Annotated in this window: 16 protein-coding genes; 10 read left to right on the top strand and 6 right to left on the bottom strand. The window is 73.5% G+C overall.

From position 1 onward, the window contains the following. Positions 1-15 precede the first annotated feature (15 nt). From ACI3EY_RS08330 to ACI3EY_RS08320, 3 genes are all read left to right on the top strand, one after another. Positions 16-750 (top strand): ComF family protein, encoded by a 735-nt coding sequence (locus tag ACI3EY_RS08330; RefSeq protein WP_405040117.1) that lies wholly within the window; start codon positions 16-18, stop codon positions 748-750. A gap of 118 nt (positions 751-868) precedes the next feature. Beyond that, positions 869-1,546, top strand: coding sequence for a ribosome hibernation-promoting factor, HPF/YfiA family (hpf, locus tag ACI3EY_RS08325; protein ID WP_405040116.1), 678 nt, complete (start codon positions 869-871; stop codon positions 1,544-1,546). A gap of 73 nt (positions 1,547-1,619) precedes the next feature. Next, the gene (locus ACI3EY_RS08320; protein WP_405040115.1) at positions 1,620-2,828 is read left to right on the top strand and encodes a winged helix-turn-helix domain-containing protein; all 1,209 of its coding nucleotides are present in this window, start codon (positions 1,620-1,622) and stop codon (positions 2,826-2,828) included. A gap of 16 nt (positions 2,829-2,844) precedes the next feature. On the opposite strand, the gene ACI3EY_RS08315 is transcribed toward ACI3EY_RS08320, so the two are convergent. After that, the gene (locus tag ACI3EY_RS08315) at positions 2,845-4,041 is read right to left on the bottom strand and encodes a GNAT family N-acetyltransferase (protein ID WP_405040114.1); all 1,197 of its coding nucleotides are present in this window, start codon (positions 4,039-4,041) and stop codon (positions 2,845-2,847) included. 18 nt (positions 4,042-4,059) lie between these two features. On the opposite strand from ACI3EY_RS08315, the gene secA reads away from it, so the two are divergent. Beyond that, positions 4,060-6,783 (top strand): preprotein translocase subunit SecA, encoded by a 2,724-nt coding sequence (gene secA / locus ACI3EY_RS08310; RefSeq protein WP_405040113.1) that lies wholly within the window; start codon positions 4,060-4,062, stop codon positions 6,781-6,783. Positions 6,784-6,810: 27 nt separating this feature from the next. On the opposite strand, the gene ACI3EY_RS08305 is transcribed toward secA, so the two are convergent. Together ACI3EY_RS08305 and ACI3EY_RS08300 are read right to left on the bottom strand one after the other, a co-directional pair. Continuing rightward, on the bottom strand, positions 6,811-7,341 hold the full coding sequence (locus tag ACI3EY_RS08305) for an Rv3235 family protein (protein ID WP_405038855.1): 531 nt from the start codon (positions 7,339-7,341) through the stop codon (positions 6,811-6,813). Beyond that, on the bottom strand, positions 7,338-8,174 hold the full coding sequence (locus ACI3EY_RS08300; protein WP_405040112.1) for a LysM peptidoglycan-binding domain-containing protein: 837 nt from the start codon (positions 8,172-8,174) through the stop codon (positions 7,338-7,340). Before ACI3EY_RS08300 ends, ACI3EY_RS08305 begins: the two co-directional genes overlap by 4 nt. Before the next feature lie 256 nt (positions 8,175-8,430). Between ACI3EY_RS08300 and ACI3EY_RS08295 the strand changes: the two genes are divergently transcribed. Next, positions 8,431-8,985: a hypothetical protein gene (locus ACI3EY_RS08295; RefSeq protein WP_405040111.1), complete on the top strand. Its 555-nt coding sequence runs from the start codon at positions 8,431-8,433 to the stop codon at positions 8,983-8,985. A 27-nt stretch (positions 8,986-9,012) separates the two neighbouring features. On the opposite strand, the gene ACI3EY_RS08290 is transcribed toward ACI3EY_RS08295, so the two are convergent. Continuing rightward, on the bottom strand, positions 9,013-9,240 hold the full coding sequence (locus tag ACI3EY_RS08290) for a helix-turn-helix domain-containing protein (protein ID WP_405038852.1): 228 nt from the start codon (positions 9,238-9,240) through the stop codon (positions 9,013-9,015). A 164-nt stretch (positions 9,241-9,404) separates the two neighbouring features. Here ACI3EY_RS08290 and ACI3EY_RS08285 point away from each other — a divergent pair, with 164 nt between their 5' ends. The 4 genes from ACI3EY_RS08285 (at position 9,405) to pruA (ending at position 13,780) form a co-directional block, all read left to right on the top strand. Beyond that, complete coding sequence (locus ACI3EY_RS08285) at positions 9,405-10,097, top strand: hypothetical protein (protein WP_405040110.1); 693 nt, start codon at positions 9,405-9,407, stop codon at positions 10,095-10,097. Continuing rightward, the gene (locus ACI3EY_RS08280) at positions 10,094-11,563 is read left to right on the top strand and encodes an AAA family ATPase (protein ID WP_405040109.1); all 1,470 of its coding nucleotides are present in this window, start codon (positions 10,094-10,096) and stop codon (positions 11,561-11,563) included. The genes ACI3EY_RS08285 and ACI3EY_RS08280 overlap by 4 nt, the downstream gene beginning before the upstream one ends. A 106-nt stretch (positions 11,564-11,669) precedes the next feature. Continuing rightward, positions 11,670-12,152, top strand: coding sequence for a DUF6912 family protein (locus ACI3EY_RS08275; protein WP_405040108.1), 483 nt, complete (start codon positions 11,670-11,672; stop codon positions 12,150-12,152). After that, positions 12,152-13,780 (top strand): L-glutamate gamma-semialdehyde dehydrogenase, encoded by a 1,629-nt coding sequence (gene pruA, locus ACI3EY_RS08270; protein WP_405040203.1) that lies wholly within the window; start codon positions 12,152-12,154, stop codon positions 13,778-13,780. Before ACI3EY_RS08275 ends, pruA begins: the two co-directional genes overlap by 1 nt. A gap of 22 nt (positions 13,781-13,802) precedes the next feature. Here the strand turns inward: pruA and ACI3EY_RS08265 are convergent, their stop codons facing one another. Next, positions 13,803-14,315 carry a DUF2505 domain-containing protein gene (locus ACI3EY_RS08265; RefSeq protein WP_405038847.1) on the bottom strand — a complete coding sequence of 171 codons (513 nt, stop codon included), beginning with the start codon at positions 14,313-14,315 and terminating at the stop codon, positions 13,803-13,805. A gap of 28 nt (positions 14,316-14,343) precedes the next feature. Continuing rightward, on the bottom strand, positions 14,344-14,820 hold the full coding sequence (locus ACI3EY_RS08260; RefSeq protein WP_405038846.1) for a hypothetical protein: 477 nt from the start codon (positions 14,818-14,820) through the stop codon (positions 14,344-14,346). A 120-nt stretch (positions 14,821-14,940) separates the two neighbouring features. On the opposite strand from ACI3EY_RS08260, the gene ACI3EY_RS08255 reads away from it, so the two are divergent. Then, positions 14,941-19,764, top strand: a complete 4,824-nt coding sequence (locus ACI3EY_RS08255; protein ID WP_405040107.1) for an NAD-glutamate dehydrogenase — start codon at positions 14,941-14,943, stop codon at positions 19,762-19,764. Positions 19,765-19,770: the final 6 nt, after the last annotated feature.

The raw sequence follows: 19,770 nt of genomic DNA, 5'->3' as shown, positions 1-19,770 counted from the left end.
CTGTCAGGGTGGGGTATGCCGTGGCGCCCGGGGACCGACCTGCGTGCCCTGCTCGAGCTGGCCGCGCCGAGCGGGTGCGGCGGGTGCGAGGCCCGGGGCTCGCGCTGGTGCCCGGCCTGCGACGCCGTGCTGCGGGCCACGCCACCGCGGCGGTGGTGGCCCACCCCGACCCCGCCGGGGATGCCGCCGACCTGGGCGGGTCCGGCATACCAGGGCGTCGTCCGCGCCGCGGTGGTGGCCTGGAAGGAGTCCGACCGGGTGGACCTGACGCACCCGCTCTCCACGGTGCTGACGGCCGCCGTCTCCGCAGCGCTCCTCGGGTCGCCGGAGCACCGGGCGGCGCTGGCCGCGGGTCGGCCGGTGCCGGTGGTCCCGGCGCCCTCGGCCCGTTCCAGCACCCGGGCCCGTGGGCGGGCCCCGGTCCGAGAGCTGGCGAGGACGGCCCTCGGTCCCGGGGTGGTGGTCGACGCCCTGCTGCTGGGCCGCCCGGTGCACGACCAGGCCGGGCTGTCGGCCGCGGAACGGGCCCGCAACCTGGCCGGTGCCCTCACCGTGCGGGCACCGCTGCGGACCGGACTGCGCGACCTGCCGTGCGTGGTGGTGGACGACGTGGTCACCACCGGCTCGACCCTCGCCGAGTGCGCGCGAGCTCTGTCGCAGGCCGGTTCCGGGCCGGTCGTGGCGGCCGTGGTCGCGGCCACCGCGCGCCACCCGACGGGTCCTCTACCGCCGGTCGTCGGCGCGGACTAGGGTGTCTGCATGGAGCACCTCGTGAGCGTCAGCGAGGGGGTGAGGCCGGAGGAGAGCAGGCGTCGTCGCTGACGCCGGACAGCCGGACAACACACCCCACGTTCGCCATGGAGGACTGATGGAACTCACCGTCACCGGTCGCAAGAAGGACATCCCCGAGCGGTTCCGCCGCCACATCGAGGACAAGCTGGAGAAGATCCCGCAGCTGGCCCCGCGCGTGCGTCGGGCGGAGGTGCTGCTCACGCACGAGGCGAACCCGCGCCAGGCCAAGGAGGCCGAGCGCTGCGAGATCACCTGCTACGTGCACCGCACGGTGGTCCGGGCCGAGGCCGCCGCCGACGACGAGTACGCCGCCCTCGACCTGGCGATGGCCAAGCTCACCGAGCGGCTGCGCCGGCTCAGCGACAAGCGGCGGGTCAGCCACACCGGCAAGCACCGCCTGCCGTCGGTGGCCGAGGCGACCTTCGGCCTGCCCACCGAGCCGCTGGCGCCCGCGACCGAGGAGGAGCCGGCCGAGGACCTCAGCCCCGAGGAGGCGGTGGACCGGGCGCTGCAGACCGAGGGGAACAGCCCCATCGAGATCCGCGAGAAGGTGCACGCCTCCGTGCCGATGACCGTCGGTGAGGCGCTCAACCAGATGGAGCTCGTCGGGCACGAGTTCTTCCTCTTCCACGACTCCGAGCACGACCGCCCCAGCGTCGTCTACCGGCGGCGCGGCTGGTCCTACGGCGTGCTCCGGCTGGACATGGACGATGCCGGGCAGACCGGCGCCGACGAGGAGCCGGTGGCCTCCTGACCTCCGCAGCACAGCCCGGCAGCGCCACGGGGCACGACACCACGGTGTCGTGCCCCGTGGCGTGGTGAGCCGCGTGCGCACGCTCAGCACGGCGCAGGCCCGGCGGATCGCCCTGGCCGCGCAGGGGTTCGGGCGGCCACGGCCCCCTGCCCCCGGGGCCCGGCACCTGGCGGCGGTGGCCCAGCGGCTGGCGGTGGTCCAGGTGGACAGCGTCAACGTGCTGACCCGCAGCCACTACCTGCCCTTCTTCTCCCGGCTCGGGCCCTACGACCCCGCGGTGCTGGACCGGCTCCGGGACGGCACCGGCCGGCGGGGGCGGGCCCGGGCCGGGCGGCGGCTGGTGGAGTACTGGGCGCACGAGGCGGCGCTGGTCCCGCTGGAGAGCTGGCCGTTGTTCGGATTCCGGATGGAGCGGCCCCGGACCAGGGCCTGGCGCGAGTCGCTGGAGCAGCAGCACCCGGGGCTGCTGGAGGCGGTCGCCTCCGTCGTCACCGACCACGGGCCGATGACCGCCCGAGAGGTCGAGGCCCGGATGCCGCACGCGGCCCACCGCCCGAGCGACCACTGGGGCTGGAACTGGTCCGCCGTCAAGACCTCGCTGGAGTGCCTCTTCGAGATCGGTGCGATCACGTCCGCCGGCCGGACCGCCCAGTTCGAGCGGCTGTACGCCACCCCGGAGCGGGTGCTGCCCCCGCCGGTGCTGGGCAGGGCCCCGGGCGCCCCCGACGCCCCGGGGGAGCAGGAGTCCGTGGTCGAGCTGCTCCGGACGGCGGTTCGGGCGCACGGGATCGGCAGCCAGCGCTGCCTGGCGGACTACTTCCGCATCAGGGGGCCGCGGGTGGACCGCGCGCTGGCGGTGCTGGAGGAGCGGGGGGAGGTCGAGCGGGTGCGGGTCCAAGGATGGGACCGTCCCGTCTTCCTCGACCCGCAGGCGCGCCGCCCCCGGCGGGTGGAGGGGGCCGCGCTGCTGAGCCCTTTCGACTCCCTGGTCTGGCAGCGGGAGCGGGTCGAGGCGCTGTGGGACTTCCGCTACCGGCTCGAGATCTACGTCCCGGCGGACCGCCGGGTGCACGGCTACTACGTGCTGCCCTTCCTGCTGGACGAGCTGCTGGTCGGCCGGGTCGACCTCAAGGCGGACCGGGCCCGGGGCGCCCTGGTGGCCCGGGCCGTGCACTGGGAGCCGGGCACCGACGTGGCCGCGGCGGACCCCCGGCTGATGACCGAGCTGGAGTCGATGGCGGGGTGGCTCGGTCTGGAGCGGGTCGAGCTGCCACCCGGGTGAGGGCCGAGGCCGACGCTCACCCCCGGGCGGGGGGTCCCATCTCCGCGGCCAGCACGTCGTAGCGGACGAAGTCCTCGACGGTGCCGTCCCGCAGGCGCTCGCCGTCCCGGTCCCGCCCCACCTCGCGCAGACCGGCGGCGGTGGCGACCCGCCGGCTGGCGGTGTTGCTCGCCGCGGCCCGCCAGCCGACCCGGCGCAGCCCCAGCCCGTCCGGTGCCGGGCCCAGGGCATACCCCAGGGCGAGGCGGACCGCCCGGGTCATCAGGCCCCGACCCCGTGCCTCCGGGTGCGTCCAGCAGCCGAGCTCGCCGGCGGTGAGCGAAGGGTCGAGGCCGCGCAGGTCCAGGCTGCCGCACGCCCGGCCCGTCGCCGCGTCGGCGACGCACCAGCCGATCCCGGACCCCTGGGCGGCGGCCAGCCGTAGGCCCGCCAGGTAGCCGTGCGCCTGCGCGGGGCCGTAGGGCGTGGGCAGGTCTGGCAGGTACTGCAGCGACCGGGGGTCCGTGCAGGCCTGGACCACCCTGTCCACGTCGTCGTCGTCGTCGCGCCACGCCCGCAGCAGGACCCCGGCGCCGCGCAGCTCGGGCACCTCCAGCCACCGGTGGGCCGGTCGCCGGGGCTCGTCGTGCGCCAGGCTCGCGACCCAGCCGTCGCGGGGGCCGCAGTCCCCGCCGTCCTGCCCGCCGCCGGCCAGCAGCCCCCGCACCTGCTGCGGGGCGGAGAAACCCAGCTGCCAGGCGACCCGGGCGGAGGCCCAGTTCCCGGCCTCGGCGCGCCACCGGGCCACCCGGAGGCCGGTGCCGAAGGCATACCCGAGGGCGAGGTCCAGGGAGCGGGCAGCCAGGGCCCGGCCGCGCAGGTCCGGGTGCACGGCATACCCGACCTCGGCGGCGCCGTGGCCGTCGGGGCGCAGCTCCACCACCGCGCCGGGACGCCACCCGGAACCGGCACCGGCAGTGTCGTCGTCGGCCAGCTCGGCGACCCACTGCCACGGCGTCCACGGCCCGGGGTCGTCCCAGCGTTCCTGCGCCACCCGGACCCAGGACCGGGCGGAGGTCGCGTCCCGGACCGGGACCGCGTCCCCCCAGCGCCGGCACTGCTCGTCGTGGCCCAGCGCGAGCAGCAGGTCGGTATGCCCGGACCCGGGCGGCACCAGGCGGACCCCGTCCCCCTCCAGCACCGGCCCACCCACCGTTGCACCTTCCTTCGCCATGGCGGTTAGCCTAAGGGGGTGCCGAATCTGTTCGAGAAAGTCCTGCGTGCCGGGGAGAAGTCCGCCCTTCGCCGTCTGGAGACCATCGCCAAGCAGGTCAACGCCCTCGAGGAGGACTTCGAAGGGCTGACCGACGCCGAGCTGCGTGAGGAGACCGATCGGTTCCGCGCCCGGCTGGCCGACGGCCAGACGCTGGACCAGATCATGCCCGAGGCGTTCGCCGCGGTGCGCGAGGCCGGCAAGCGGACGATCGGCAAGCGGCACTTCGACGTGCAGATCATGGGTGGCGCCGCGTTGCACCAGGGCAACGTCGCCGAGATGCGCACCGGTGAGGGCAAGACGCTGGTGGCGACCCTGCCGTCCTACCTGAACGCGATCGCCGGCAAGGGCGTCCACGTCATCACGACGAACGACTACCTGGCCCAGTACCAGTCCGAGCTGATGGGGCGCGTGCACCGGGCCCTGGGGCTGGAGACCGGCTGCATCCTGAGCTCGATGACGCCTGCCCAGCGGCGCGAGCAGTACGCGCTGGACATCACCTACGGCACCAACAACGAGTTCGGCTTCGACTACCTGCGCGACAACATGGCCAGCTCGCTCAAGGACCTCGTCCAGCGTGAGCACAACTACGCGATCGTGGACGAGGTCGACTCGATCCTCATCGACGAGGCGCGGACCCCGCTGATCATCTCCGGCCCGACCGACCAGGCGACCAAGTGGTACACGGAGTTCTCCAAGCTGGTGCGCCGGCTGGAGCGGGGCGAGGCGGCGGACCCGCTGCGCGGGATCGAGTCCACCGGCGACTACGAGGTGGACGAGAAGAAGAAGACGGTGGGTGTCCTGGAGCAGGGCATCGAGAAGGTGGAGGACTACCTCGGCATCGACAACCTGTACGAGTCGGCGAACACGCCGCTCATCGGGTACCTGAACAACGCGATCAAGGCCAAGGAGCTGTTCGCCCGCGACAAGGACTACGTCGTGATGGACGGGTCGGTGATGATCGTCGACGAGCACACCGGACGCATCCTTCCCGGGCGCCGCTACAACGAGGGCATGCACCAGGCGATCGAGGCCAAGGAGGGGGTCGACATCAAGAACGAGAACCAGACCCTGGCCACCGTCACCCTGCAGAACTACTTCCGGATGTACGACAAGCTCGCCGGGATGACCGGTACCGCGCAGACCGAGGCCGCCGAGCTGCACAAGATCTACCAGGTGGGGGTCATCTCGATCCCGACGAACATGCCGATGGTCCGCCAGGACAAGGCCGACCTCGTGTACCGCACCGAGGAGGCCAAGTTCGGCGCCGTGGTCGACGACATCGCGGAGCGGCACCGGGCCGGCCAGCCGGTGCTGGTCGGCACCACCTCGGTGGCCAAGTCGGAGTACCTGTCCGACCAGCTGCGGCGGCGGGGCGTCAAGCACGAGGTGCTGAACGCCAAGCACCACGAGCGTGAGGCGTCCATCGTCGCCGAGGCGGGCCGCAAGGCGGCGGTCACCGTCTCCACCAACATGGCCGGTCGAGGCACCGACATCATGCTCGGTGGCAACCCGGAGTTCCGGGCGGTGGCGGCGATGCAGGCGCGTGGTCTGGACCCGCACGACACCCCGGAGGAGTACGAGGCGGCCTGGGACGAGACCCTGGCCCAGGCCGAGGCGTCGGTGCAGGCGGAGCACGACGAGGTGACCGAGCTCGGCGGGCTGTACGTGCTCGGGACCGAGCGGCACGAGTCGCGCCGGATCGACAACCAGCTGCGCGGTCGCGCCGGCCGTCAGGGTGACCCGGGGGAGTCCCGCTTCTACCTGTCGTTGCAGGACGACCTGATGCGGATGTTCAACGCGGCGATGGTGGACCGGGTGATGTCCACCTCCGGGATGAGTGACGACGTCCCGATCGAGTCCAAGATGGTGTCCCGGTCGATCGCCAGCGCCCAGTCGCAGGTCGAGGCGCAGCACTTCGAGACCCGGAAGAACGTGCTGAAGTACGACGACGTCCTCAACCGCCAGCGTGAGGTCATCTACGCCGAGCGGCGCCGGGTGCTCGAGGGCGAGGACCTGCAGGAGCAGGTCCGTCACTTCGTCAACGACGTGGTGACCGACTACGTCACCGTCGCCGGTGGGACCGGGATGGCGGACGGCATCGACCTGGAGGCGCTCTGGCAGGAGCTCGGCCAGGTGTACCCGATCGGGATCTCCATCGAGGACGTCGTGGCCCAGGCCGGCAGCCGCGCCGGGGTCACCACCGACCTGCTGGTGCAGGAGCTGACCAGCGACGCCCAGCACGCCTACGACCAGCGCGAGGCCGAGATCGGCGAGGAGGTCATGCGCGACGTCGAGCGGCGCGTGGTGCTGCAGGTGCTGGACCGCAAGTGGCGCGAGCACCTCTACGAGATGGACTACCTCAAGGAAGGCATCGGTCTGCGCGCGATGGCGCAGCGCGAGCCGCTGGTGGAGTACCAGCGTGAGGGCTACCAGCTCTTCCAGGCGGTCATGGAGGCCATCAAGGAGGACTCGGTCACCTTCCTGTTCCGGGCCGAGGTGAAGCCCTCGGAGGCCACCCAGGCCTTGGCGACCCCGACCCAGCAGCTCACCTTCGTCGCGCCCGGCGAGGGCGGCGAGGCCGAGGCGCGTCGGGTGCGACCCGACGGGACCCATCAGGAGGGTGGCAGCGCCGTCGACCCGCAGGACGCCGGGGCAGCGGGGAACCGGGCCGAGCGGCGCAAGGCGGACCGCGCCCGCTGAGGGTCGACCTGCCGGCCTGTCGCCCGGTCAGCCCAGCTCCAGCGCGGTGATGAGCCAGCGGCCGTCGACGCCGCTCATCCGTAGCGCCAGGGCCCGGGTGCGGCCCTCGGTGTGCACCACCGCCGAGATCTCGCAGACGCCGTCGGCGGGGTGGCAGGTCAGCAGCGTCCGGACCACCGGTGGTCGGTGCCGGCGCAGGCCGCGGCGGCGTGCGAGCTGGCCGCGGCGGGCGACCCGGTCCTTGACGTCCGGTGCGAGCCACCGGCTCAGCTGGTCCGCCGGTCGGCTGCCGTCGCAGACCTCCAGGGTGGCGTGGATCATCCGTCGGGCCCAGGCCTGCGCGCTGGGCAGGTCGTGGGTGCCGGTGGCCTGCGGGCCGAAGAACTCGTCCTGCGGTCCGTGTCGCACGTCCACCGCCAAGGCACCCTGCACGTAGCCGTGCCCCTGCGCGGGCCGGTCGACGTGGCGGGGACGCCAGTCGGCCCCGTCCGCCTCGGGCTCCATCCGGGGTGCCGGGGACAGGTGCAGCACCCTTGGTGGTGCACCATGCCCGCTCATCGGTGGCGCCCGTCGTCCGCGGGCACGACCAGCTCCTGACCAGGGCGGATGAGGTCGGGGTCGTCGCCGATCAGGTCGCGGTTCGCGGCATACCAGCGGGGCCACTCGGTGGCGACGTCCGTCGTCGTGGCGTCGGCGCCCAGGTGCCGGGCGGCGATCGACCAGAGCGTGTCACCGCGGTGCACCACCACCGGGTCGGACGACTCGGGCGCCGCCCGGGGCGCCGCCGCGACCAGGGCGACGGTGCCGGGGTCGGGAGGAGTCACCACCGGGGGCGGTGGGGTCGGGGTCCACCCCGGCACCGGTAGGTCGGCGTCGTCGGCGCTCGGCGTCACTCCCTGCGGCGTCACGGCTGAGCCCGTCGCCGTCGGTGGCGTGATCGCCGTGGGTGTCGTCACCGCCGTCGCAGCTGTCGCGGGGACCAGGGCGGCCGCCACCACGACCAGCAGCGTGCTGGTGCACCGGACCGCGCGTGCCCGGAGCCTCTCGGGCGCCGGTCCTGGGCCCGGCGGCGGGTGGTGCGGGCCACGAGCGAGGTCGAGGGTGGCCGCCAGCAGGACGGCGCCGAACCCACCGACCAGCAGGCTCGCGAGGAGCAGGCAGACCGAGGTCAGCGCGGCGGCCGGATCGACCGGGCCGTCGCCGGGCCAGGTCGCCGACAACGCCGTGACCAGTGCGGCCGCGCCGACGCCGGCCACCGCGGTCGCCACCGTCCCGAGGAGGACCGCCCTCGGGTGCAGGGCGGGGTCCGTCTCACCGCGAGGGGCGGCGGGTGTCCGCCCCGATCGCGCCCGCCCTGATGGTGCCCGCCCCGCGTGTGGTGATGTGCTCATCACTGCCCCTTCCGGACCTGGCCGCCTCGCGGGGCGGTCGTCTTGAGGAGGCCGCCGAGACGTCGAATGCGGTCGTTTGCGTTCGTCTGCGTCTGTTTCCGACGGTATGCCTCCGGCTTCGCTGCCGTCAAGGGACGCCCTCAGGTGTGGACGCACAGGACCGAACAGCCCGGGGGTGTGGACCATCCGGTGCCCGGCCTGTGGGGACCTGTGGGGAACGGCCTCGTGTCGACCCCCGGGCTGGCAGGATGACCGGATGCGGTGGCAACGGCTCCTGGAGGACCTGTCCGCCCAGCAGGCGGCGCTGGAGCGGGCCGACCAGGCCGCGGAGATCGCCGAACGCACCCGGGCCGAGCACGGGCAGGTGTCCCTGTCGCACCGCCTGGCCGCCGACCTCGGGCAGCCCCTGCGGCTGCGCGTCCGCGGCGTCGGGTGGGTCGAGGGCCGGCTGGTGGGGTTGGGCTCGGACTGGCTGCTCCTGGACGGCGGGGTCGGAGCCGTCGCCGGGCGGGAGGCGCTCTGCCGCCAGGACGCGCTGGTCGCCGTCGAGGGGCTGAGCGGCCGCGCGGACACCGACGCACGCACGCACCGGCTCGGCATTCGGCACGCGCTCCGGGCGCTGAGCCGGGACCGGGTCAGGGTGCGCCTGCACGACATCGACGGCGAGCACCTCGAGGGCACCGTCGACCGGGTGCTGGCCGACCATCTCGACCTGAGCAGGCACGCGGACGACGAGCCGCGGCGGGAGTCGGCCGTGCGCGGGCGCACCAGCGTGCCCTATGCCACCCTGGCGATGGTGCTGCGGCTCTAGGCGGGGCCGAGGAGCCCCCGATCCGCCTCAGTCCAGGGGGTCGGTGCCGGTCCCCTGCGCGATGGTGGCGCGGGTCTGCTCGTACATGCGCTGGATGTAGGACTCCAGCTCCGAGGCCTCCACCCGCCAGACCCCACGGCCGCCGAGCTTGACACCGGCCAGCTCGCCCGACCGGACCAGTGCCTTGACCTGCGACAACGAGACGTTGAGCGTCTCGGAGACATCGGTCAGCGTCAGGAAGCGTGCCGGGCTCATGGCCCACCCCTCTCCTCGGTGCCGGTCGTGCGGTGCTGTGCCGAGCCTACCCAGTCGTCGGCCGGCGCCGGGCGGCCTGTGGACAGGCTGGCACGGACCTGACGACCAGCGCTACGGTGCGGTAGGGCAGGTCGAGCGGACGAAGGGGGTCCTCGGTGGGACGGGTGACATCGGACCGCGACGGGGTGCCTGCCGGCGGGTCCGCGCCGCGGCTGGCGCGGAGGCTGGAACGTCCGGGGTGGCGCGACCTGCGGCTGGTCGGCGGGGTGCTGCTGGTGCTGCTCTCGGTCGCCGGTGGGGCACGGCTGGTGGGGTCCCTCGACGACACCACACCGGTGTATGCCGCCGCGCGGGACCTGCTGCCCGGCCAGCCCGTGCAGGACGGGGACCTGGTCCCGGTGCCGGTCCGGATGGGTGACCCGCTGGTGCACTACCTCGACGCGGACACGGCGCTGGCGCCCGGCACCTACCTGCTGCGCGGCGTGCCCGCCGGTGAGCTGGTCCCCGCCGGTGCGCTGGGGACGCAGCGCCAGGCCCTGGACAAGACGGTGAACGTGCTCGTGGACGGCACGGCGGTGGCAGGCCTGGGCACCGGATCGGTGGTGGACGTCTGGGTGAGCCGACGGGACACGGACGCGGTCGGCGAGGCATACCTGGACCCGGAGCTGCTGCTGTCCGGTGCCGTGGTGGACCGGGTCTCGGACCAGGGGACCGGTCTGGGCTCCACGCTCGGCAGGGTGGCGGTCGCCGTGGTGGTGCCCGCCGACACGGTGGGGGAGGTGATCGCCGTGGTCGACCAGGAGGCGCGGATCACCCTGGTGCCCGCCCCGCGGGCCGCGCAGGAGCCGCCGGGGTGACCTGGCCGCTGGTGACCGGGGTGGCGCCCCGGTGGGAGAGCGCCCTGGTGACCGTGCTCGGGACCTCGGGACGGGTGCACGTCGTCCGGCGCTGCGCCGACGTCGTCGAGCTGGTGGGCGTCGCCCGGGCCGGGCTGGCCCGGGTCGCCCTGGTCTCCAGCGACCTGCGCGGGCTGGACCGGGAGGTGGTGGCGGCGCTGCAGGAGGCCGGGGTGCACGTGGTCGGGGTGCGCCCGCCCGGGGACGAGGACGGTGCCCGCCGGCTGCGGCGCTGGGGGGTCCGGGTGGTCGTCGGCTCGGAGGTCTCCGCGGCGGAGCTGGACGCGGCCCTGGCCGGGCTGGAGTCCGGGGGCGAGGGCGAGGCGCCCGGACGGCACCCCTTCATCCGTCAGGCCGAGGCGTCGTTCCCGCAGGTCACGCAGGTGCAGGGCGGGGGGCAGCCGGACCGGGGCGAGGATGCCGGCATGGGGACGTCGGGGGACCTGCCCACGGATCCGGGCGACCGAGACCCCGCCCCGCGGCCCGAGCCCGACCGCGATCCCGGCGCCGGCGCCGGCACCGACCCTGACCGTGACCTCGGCACCGACTCCGGGGACGCGGGCCCCGCCGAGCCGGAACCGGGGGAGGTGATCGTCGTCTGGGGCGCCTACGGGAGCCCGGGGCGGACCACCGTGGCGGTGAACCTCGCGGCCGAGCTGGCGACCCCGCTGGAGCCCGTGATCCTGGTCGACGCCGACACCTATGCCGCATCCGTCGCCCAGTGGCTGGCGGTGCTGGACGAGGCGCCCGGGGTCGCCGCCGCCGCCCGTGCCGCGGACCAGGGGAGCCTGGACGCCGAGCTGCTGGTGCAGCTGGCCCCCGAGGTGCGCCCCGGGTTGCGCGTCCTGACCGGGCTGCCCCGCGCCGACCGGTGGCCCGAGCTGCGGGACGCCTCGCTGGCGGACGTGCTCGAGCAGTGCACCCGGGTGGCGCGCAGGGTCGTGGTCGACGTGGCCCCGGTGGTGGAGCAGGACGAGGAGCTGTCCTTCGACACCCGGGCCCCGCGCCGCAACGGCGCCGCCCTGACGGCGCTGCAGGCCGCGGACCGGGTCGTGGTGGTCGGGGTCGGCGACCCGGTCGGGCTGCACCGGCTGGTGCGGTGCCTGGACGCCCTGCCCGGCCTGAGCGCCGCGTCCCGCCAGGTGGTGGTCACCCGGGTCCGTCCCGGCCCGGTCGGTCCGGAGCCCGAGCGTCGGATCCGGGAGTCGCTGCGCCGGTTCGCCGGTGCCGAACGGGTGCACCTGATGCCGGAGGACCACGAGGCGATGGACGCGGCCCTGCTGCACGGCAGGCTGTTGCTCGAGGTCCGCCCCGACAGTGCGCTGCGGCGTTCGTTCCGGTCGCTGGCGGGGCTGGTGCGTGGGCAGGAGCTGCGGGACCGACGTCCGCGGCGTCGGTGGCTGTCCCGGTTCACGCGCCGGGGCTGAGCCGGACGCCCTGTCCCGGCGGACGCCGCAGGTCTGCGACGATGGGACGGGAGGCTCCCTGGGCGGCGACGCCGAGGGACGCGAGGACGTCGACGAGGAGGCCGGTATGCAGACGGTGCGGTGCTACCTACCGCTGGGTCCCGACCAGCTCGCGGAACTGCGCCGGGAGCGGTCCCTGACCGGCCCGCTCACGGCCACCGCCGTCACCGACGCGGTCCGCGCGACGGCGCAGGACCTCGAGGAGGAGGAGGCGGAGCACGCGGTCGCGCAGGTGGCCGCGGAGCGTCTCGTCGCGGACGGCGCCCCGGTGGTGCTCGTCGCCGCCGACCTGGAGGGTGCGGACGTGACGCCCGGGGACGGGCCCTGGGTGCAGGTGTCCGGTCTGACCCTCCCTCGCGTCGCCGCGCTCTACCTGGGCGACGACGTCGTGACGGGTGACCCCCGCGCCCTGCCTGGACCGGACCAGGACCTGGAGCTCGAGCTGTCCTGGTTCGACACCACCGAGCTCGACCTGGTCCTCGACCTGGCGCTCGCCGCCTCCGGACAGCCCACCCACGACCACCGTGGACCGACAGAGAAGGACTCATGATGGATGCCATCGTCGACGTGCCCAGCCCGTACAACGAGCCGGTGCTGGACTACGCCCCCGGCAGCCCCGAGCGGGGCTCCCTGGAGGCCGCCCTCGCGGAGATGGCGGCCTCTCCCGTGGACCTGCCCCACGTCATCGGCGGGGAACGGGTGACCGGGGGTGGTTCGGCCATCGAGGTGGTGCAGCCGCACGCCCATGCGGAGGTGCTGGGCACCTTGCGGGACGGCACCAAGAAGGACGCGAACGCGGCCATCGCGGCGTCGCTGGAGGCCGGCGTCGCCTGGCGAAGGATGTCCTACGAGGAGCGGGCCTCCGTCTTCCTCAAGGCCGCCGACCTGCTCACCGGCCCCTGGCGGGCCCGGATGAACGCGGCGACCATGCTGGGCCAGAGCAAGACCGCGACCCAGGCCGAGATCGACGCGGCCTGCGAGCTCGCCGACTTCTGGCGCTTCAACGTGCACTACGGCCGGGAACTGCTGACCGAGCAGCCCATCCGCAACTCGCCGGGCACCTGGAACCGGATCGACCAGCGTCCGCTGGAAGGTTTCGTCTACGCCGTCACCCCGTTCAACTTCACCGCGATCGGCGGCAACCTGCCGACGGCACCGGCGCTGATGGGCAACACCGTCGTCTGGAAGCCGGCCACCACCCAGCAGCGGGCGGCCAGCGTCATGATGGAGCTGCTCGCGGCGGCCGGGCTGCCCCCGGGGGTGATCAACATGGTCACCGGCACCGGCCCGGCGATCTCCGAGGCGGTGCTGGCGAGCCCGGACCTCGCCGGTGTCCACTTCACCGGGTCGACCGCCGTCTTCAACATGCTCTGGCGGGAGATCGGCACCGGCCTGTCGACCTACCGTTCCTACCCACGCATCGTCGGCGAGACCGGGGGCAAGGACTTCATCGTGGCCCACCCGAGCGCCGACCTCGACGTGCTGCGGACGGCGATGGTGCGCGGCGCCTACGAGTTCCAGGGGCAGAAGTGCTCCGCGGCCTCGCGGGCCTACGTCCCGGCCTCGGTCTGGGCGCAGATCCGCGACGAGATCGCCCAGACGATCGAGGGCATCCAGGTCGGTGACGTGCGGGACTTCTCCAACTTCATGGGGGCGGTCATCGACGAGCGCGCCTTCGCCAAGCACAAGGACGTCATCGACCGGGCCCACCGTGACGACAAGGTCGAGGTCGTCGCGGGTGGCAGCTACGACGACGCGGTCGGCTACTTCGTCCGCCCCACCCTCGCGGTGGTCCAGGACCCGGCGCACGAGATGCTCAGCACCGAGTACTTCGGCCCGATCCTCACGGTGCACGTCTACCCTGACGACCAGTGGTCCTCGATGCTGGACCAGATGGAGTCGGTGGCGCCCTACGCGCTGACCGGTGCGGTGATCGCGCAGGACCGTGCCGCTGTCGGCCAGGCGGTCGAGCGGCTGCGGTTCGCGGCCGGCAACTTCTACATCAACGACAAGCCGACCGGCGCCGTCGTGGGCCAGCAGCCCTTCGGCGGGGCCAGGGCGTCGGGGACCAACGACAAGGCGGGGTCCCCGGCCAACCTGCAGCGCTGGGTGAACACCCGCGTCATCAAGGAGACCTTCGTCCCGCCGACGGACTACCGCTACCCGCACATGGGCTGAGCACCCGCGCCGGTCGCCCGGGTCAGTGGTTCCCGAGCCACTCCCGGGCGACCTGCTCCTCGAGCTGCACCACCTGGTGGATCTGGGCACCGACCATCTGCTCGATCCGACGGCCGAGGAAGGGGATGCTGGCCTCCAGCTCGCCGTCCACCACGTGCGAGGTGACCCCGGGGTCGGGGGTGCGTCGCAGGTGCACGCCGCCGGTAAAGCTCACCGGGACCCCGGGCAGCTCCAGGCTCATCGCCCCCTCGCGGTCCCCGTCGGCGTCCGGTGAGCCCCAGCGCACGGTCTCCACGACGAGCAGCTGGGGTCCGACGACCCTCTTGGCGACGTCGGGCAGGCCCTGGATGTCGTCGCTGGACATGTGCCGCTGGGTCACCACCGTGGTCACGCCGTCGGTCGACGTCTCGATGGTGACGGTCTGGTCGACCGCGCCGGAACGCTCGCAGCGCAGCACCTGGTAGCCGTGGTCGGTCAGCATCTCGAAGGTGCGCTGCGGGTCCGCCGGGTGGGTGACCGTCTCGGTGATCTTCATGGGCACACGCTACGACCTCGGGGTCGGCTCAGCCGCGCAGACGCCGCTGCAGGGCGTGCAGGCGGCGGAGCACGACCCCCTTGTCGGAACGGGTCAGCCCCGCGCGACGGGTCCGCTCGGCCAGGTGGTCCAGGAGGTCCCCCAGCTCGACCATGATCGTGCCGCCCTCGGCCGCCCACGGCCGCGGGTCGGCCGTCAGCAGCGGGGACAGGGCCCTCAGCCGCGCCGACGCGGCCCGGCAGGACGCGTGGTCCGGAGGGCGGTCCGGCTCGCCGATCGCCCCGACCACGAGCGGCAGGGGGCGCGGTTCCTCCCGGTCCGTCGCGGCGTCGGCCAGCCGGTGCGCCAGGCCGTCCAGGAGGGCCTCGGTGACCCCGCTCGCCTCCGACCAGCCCAAATCCGGGGCCAGCCCGGCCAGCTCGTCCACCGCGTGCAGCAGGGCAGCGCCGGAGGAGGTCGCCGGGACGTCGGTCGGCGCACCGGCGGGGCCGTGCGGGCGAGGCATGGTCATCACTGTAGGCCGGGTCGGTGCGCCCCCGCCGCGCTCGTCCCCAGCCGGGTAGTCTGAGCGGCAGCGCACAGCGGCGTGCGCCCCGGCCGTTCGACCCGAGGAGAGCCCTTTCCGATGGTGTCCACAGACACGCTGACCGACCGCTTCTACCAGCACCGGGCCCCGGCCGAGCTGGCTGACCGTGAGCCGGACCAGCTGTCCGCCATGGCGCGGTCGATGGCCGAGCTGTCCACGGGCAGGGCCGCGGGCACGGCGGCGATCAGGGTGCTGAACCCCACCATGGAGCAGGGCGGCTGGACCAGCCGGCAGACCGCGGTCCAGGTGGTCACCGACGACATGCCCTTCCTGGTGGACTCCGTGCTCGGCGAGATCGCCCGTCACGGGCTCTCGGTGCAGCAGCTGCTGCACCCGCAGCTGGTGGTGGACGAAGCCGGCGGACACGTGCTGGACGTCTCGGCGCAACGGGTCGGGGACGGCCAGCGGCTGGAGTCCTGGATCCATGTCGAGGTGGACCGGGTCCCGGACCTGGACGACCGTGAGTCCCTGCGGGCCGGGCTGGAGCGGGTGCTGGGCGACGTCCGGCGGGCCTGCGACGACTGGGGCCGGATGCGTCAGCGCGCACGCGCACTCGTCGACGAGCTGGAGATCAGCCCTCCCCGCAGCGTCGACGCCCAGCAGGTGCAGTCCGCCGTCGACTTCCTCACCTGGATCGACGACCACCACTACACCTACCTCGGCTACCGGTGCTACGACCTGGTCGAGACCGACGAGGGACTGGCGCTGAGGACGGTCCCCGGCAGCGGGCTGGGGATCCTGCGCGACCCCGAGGGGGCGGGGGGCGGCGCAGCCGACGGAGGCGGGACCGGCACCGGGACGAAGGTGCTGCGGCCGCAGGCGGCCGACTCGGCACGGGAGCCGATCCTGCTGGCGGTGACCAAGGCCAACAGCCGGGCGACCGTGCACCGCACCGTCCCGCTGGACTACATCGGGGTCCGTCGCTTCGACGAGTCGGGCGCCGTCATCGGGGAGCACCGCTTCCTCGGGCTGTTCACCCAGAGCGCCTACGCCGAGTCCACCACCCGGTTGCCGATCGTGGGGGCCAAGGTCCGCGAGGTGCTCGAGAACTCGGGGTTCACCCCGGACAGCCACTCGGGCAAGGACCTGCTGAGCGTGCTCGAGGCATACCCGCGGGACGAGCTGTTCCAGGCCCCGGTCGAGGTGCTCTCCCGGACCGCACTCGACGTGGTGCGGCTGATCGAGCGCCCGGCCGCCAGGATCTACCCCCGGATCGACGAGTTCGGACGCTTCGTGAGCGCCCTCGTCTACCTGCCGCGGGACCGTTACAACACCACGAACCGGCTGCGGGTCCAGCACCTGCTGGAGGAGGTCTACGGCGGCGAGCTGGCCGACTACGCGACCCGCATCGGGGACGGCCCGCTGGCCCAGCTGCACTTCGTCATCACCCTGCCCGCCGGCCGCGCTGCCGACGAGGTGGACACTGCGGACCTGCAGCGGCGGGTCGCGGCCGTCACCCGCACCTGGGTGGAGAGCCTGGGCGACGCGGTCGCCGAGCACGTGGACGACGAGGGCGCCACCGGCGACCTCGTGGCCCGTTACGCCGACGCCTTCCCGGAGGCCTACAAGGAGGACTTCGACGGGGCCGCCGCCTACACCGACCTGCTGCGTCTCGGCGAGCTGCACGGCAGCCGGGCCTCCGCCCGGCCGCACGTCTACCGCGCCACCGAGGACAGGCCGGGGGAGCGGAGGCTCAAGGTCTACCGGGCGGAGCCGATGTCGTTGACCCACGTGCTCCCGGTCTTCGCGCACCTGGGCCTGGAGGTGACGGTCCAGCGTCCCTACGAGCTGCAGGGACGGGACGGGGAGACGGACTACATCTACGACTTCGCGCTGCGGGCCGCGGACGAGGCCGTGTGGTCCGGCGGCGAGCACCGCACCGAGGAGCAGGTCGCCGCCGCCTTCGAGGACGCGTTCACGGCGGTCTGGGGAGGGGACGCAGAGTCGGACACGCTGAACTCCCTGGTGCTGACCGCCGACCTGGACTGGCGCCGGGTCGTCATCCTGCGGACCCTGGTGCGCTACCTGCGACAGGTCGGCACCTTCAGCCTCGACTACCTGGAGGAGGCGTTGACCAGCAACCCGCGGATCGCGTGGGCACTGATCGAGCTCTTCGAGGCCCGTTTCGACCCCGACGCCGACCAGGACGAGGAGGAGCGCGCAGCCGCCGTCCGGGAGGCCGCGGAGACGCTGACGCTCGGCCTGGACGAGGTGGCGAGCCTGGACCAGGACCGGATCCTGCGGGGGCTGGGTGACGTGGTGCTGGCGGCGCTGCGGACGAACTTCTACCAGCGCGACGCCGACGGCCGACCCAAGGCCTGGGTCAGCCTGAAGCTGCTCCCCGGGCAGCTGGACCTGCTCCCCGAGCCGCGCCCGGCCTTCGAGATCTGGGTCTACGCGCCCCGGGTCGAGGGCAGCCACCTGCGGTTCGGCTCGGTCGCGCGCGGCGGGCTGCGCTGGAGCGACCGCCGTGAGGACTTCCGGACCGAGGTGCTCGGCCTGGTCAAGGCACAGATGGTCAAGAACGCCGTCATCGTGCCCACCGGGTCGAAGGGGGCGTTCTTCCCCAAGCAGCTGCCGGACCCCGGGACCGACCGGGAGGGATGGCTGGCGGAGGGGAAGGCGGCATACCGGACCTTCATCAGCGGGATGCTCGACGTCACCGACAACCGGGTCGGCGGGAGTGTCGTGGTGCCCGAGCGGGTCGTCCGGCACGACGGCGACGACCCCTACCTGGTGGTGGCCGCCGACAAGGGCACGGCGACCTTCTCCGACATCGCCAACGGGGTGGCCCGCGACTACGGGTTCTGGCTCGACGACGCCTTCGCGTCGGGCGGGTCCGCCGGCTACGACCACAAGGGCATGGGCATCACCGCCAAGGGTGCCTGGGAGTCGGTGAAGCGCCACTTCCGGGAGCTGGGGCTGGACACCCAGAGCGAGGACTTCACCGTCGTCGGTGTCGGTGACATGAGCGGTGACGTCTTCGGCAACGGGATGCTGCTCTCCGAGCACATCCGCCTGGTCGCGGCCTTCGACCACCGCCACATCTTCCTGGACCCCGACCCGGACGCGGCCGCCTCCTACGCCGAGCGGCAGCGTCTCTTCGAGCTCCCCCGCTCGACCTGGGAGGACTACGACGCCTCGCTGATCAGCGAGGGCGGCGGGGTGTACCCGCGCACCCAGAAGTCGATCCCGGTGAGCGCCAAGGTGCGGCAGCGGCTGGGGCTGCCGGAGGGCACCACCAAGATGGCCCCGCACGAGCTGCTGCGCGGCATCCTGACCGCCCCGGCGGACCTGCTGTGGAACGGCGGCATCGGAACCTACGTCAAGGCCTCGACCGAGTCGGACGCCGAGATCGGCGACCGGGCCAACGACCCGATCCGGGTCGACGGCTCCCAGCTACGGGTCCGGGTGGTCGGTGAGGGCGGCAACCTCGGGCTGTCCCAGAGCGGACGGATCGAGGCGGCCGCGCACGGGGTGCACGTGAACACCGACGCGATCGACAACTCAGCCGGGGTGGACACCTCCGACCACGAGGTCAACATCAAGATCGCCCTCACGCCGCTCGTGCAGGACGGCGAGATGACCCTGGAGGCCCGGGACGAGCTGCTGGCCTCGATGACCGACGAGGTCGCCCGCAAGGTGCTGCGGCACAACTACGACCAGAACGTGCTCATCGGCAACGGCCGGCACCAGCGCGAGGTGATGGTGACCGTGCACCAGCGGCTGATCCGGCACCTGGGCGAGCACGCCGGGCTGGACCCCGCGCTGGAGTTCCTGCCGGACGAGTCGGAGTGGGCCCGGCGGGAGCGGGCCGGGACCGGTCTGACCAGCCCGGAGTTCTCGGTCCTGGTGGCCTACTCCAAGCTCGGGCTGAAGCAGGCCCTGGCCGAGACCGAGCTGGCCGACGACCCGGCCCTGGTCCGCACCCTGATGGAGTACTTCCCGGAGCCGCTGCGCGAGCGGGCCGAGGAGCAGATCCGCCAGCACCCGCTGCGGCAGCAGATCGTCGTCAACGAGATCGCGAACGCGATGGTCAACCGGGGCGGGGTGTCCTTCGCCTTCCGGGCCGAGGAGGAGACCGGCGCCACGGTGGCCCAGATCGCCCGGGCGTTCCACGTCGCCCGCTCAGTCTTCGACCTCGCCGGGTTCACCGCGGCGGTGGAGCAGCTGGACAACGTGGTGTCCACCGACGCCCAGACCGAGCTCTACCTGGAGATGCGGCGGCTGCTGGACCGTTCGGTGCGCTGGTACCTCAACAACCGGTCGCTCTCGACCGGGATGGACGAGGAGATCGCCCGCTTCGCCGGGCCGGTGCAGGACCTGGTGCCCCGGCTGGGGGAGCTGCTCCAGGGCCAGGAGCGTGAGCGCTGGGCCGAGCGCTCCCGCTGGGCCCGCGAGCAGGGCATACCGGAGGACGTCGCGGAGGTGTATGCCTCGCTGCTGGACAGCTACTCGCTGCTCGACATCGTCGAGCTGGCCGGGGAGCTCGACGGTGACGTGACCGAGGTGGCCCAGGTCTACTTCGCGGTGTCCGAGTCGTTCCGGGTCGACGACCTGCTGACCCACGTCTCGCACCTGCCCCGGGAGGACCGGTGGGCCTCGTTGGCCCGTGGCGCGCTGCGTGACGACCTCTACGGGGTCATGCGCGGGCTGGCCCGCACGGTGGTGGAGCGGACCCCGGCGAACCCCGAGGACCCGCAGGGCCGGGTGCACGACTGGATGGCCGAGCAGCGAGAGGCGCTGGCGCGGACCAGCCAGGTGCTGCGCACCGTCAGCGGGATGGAGGAGCCGGACCTGGCGCCGCTGTCGGTGGCGTTGCGGACCCTGCGCGGGCTGGTCCGGCAGGGCTCGGCGAACTGACCTTTG

Origin of the sequence: Serinicoccus shuyuelongi, from assembly GCF_045032955.1 — a bacterium.
Lineage (GTDB): Bacteria > Actinomycetota > Actinomycetes > Actinomycetales > Dermatophilaceae > Ornithinicoccus.
This window is presented reverse-complemented; position numbering and strand designations above follow the sequence as displayed.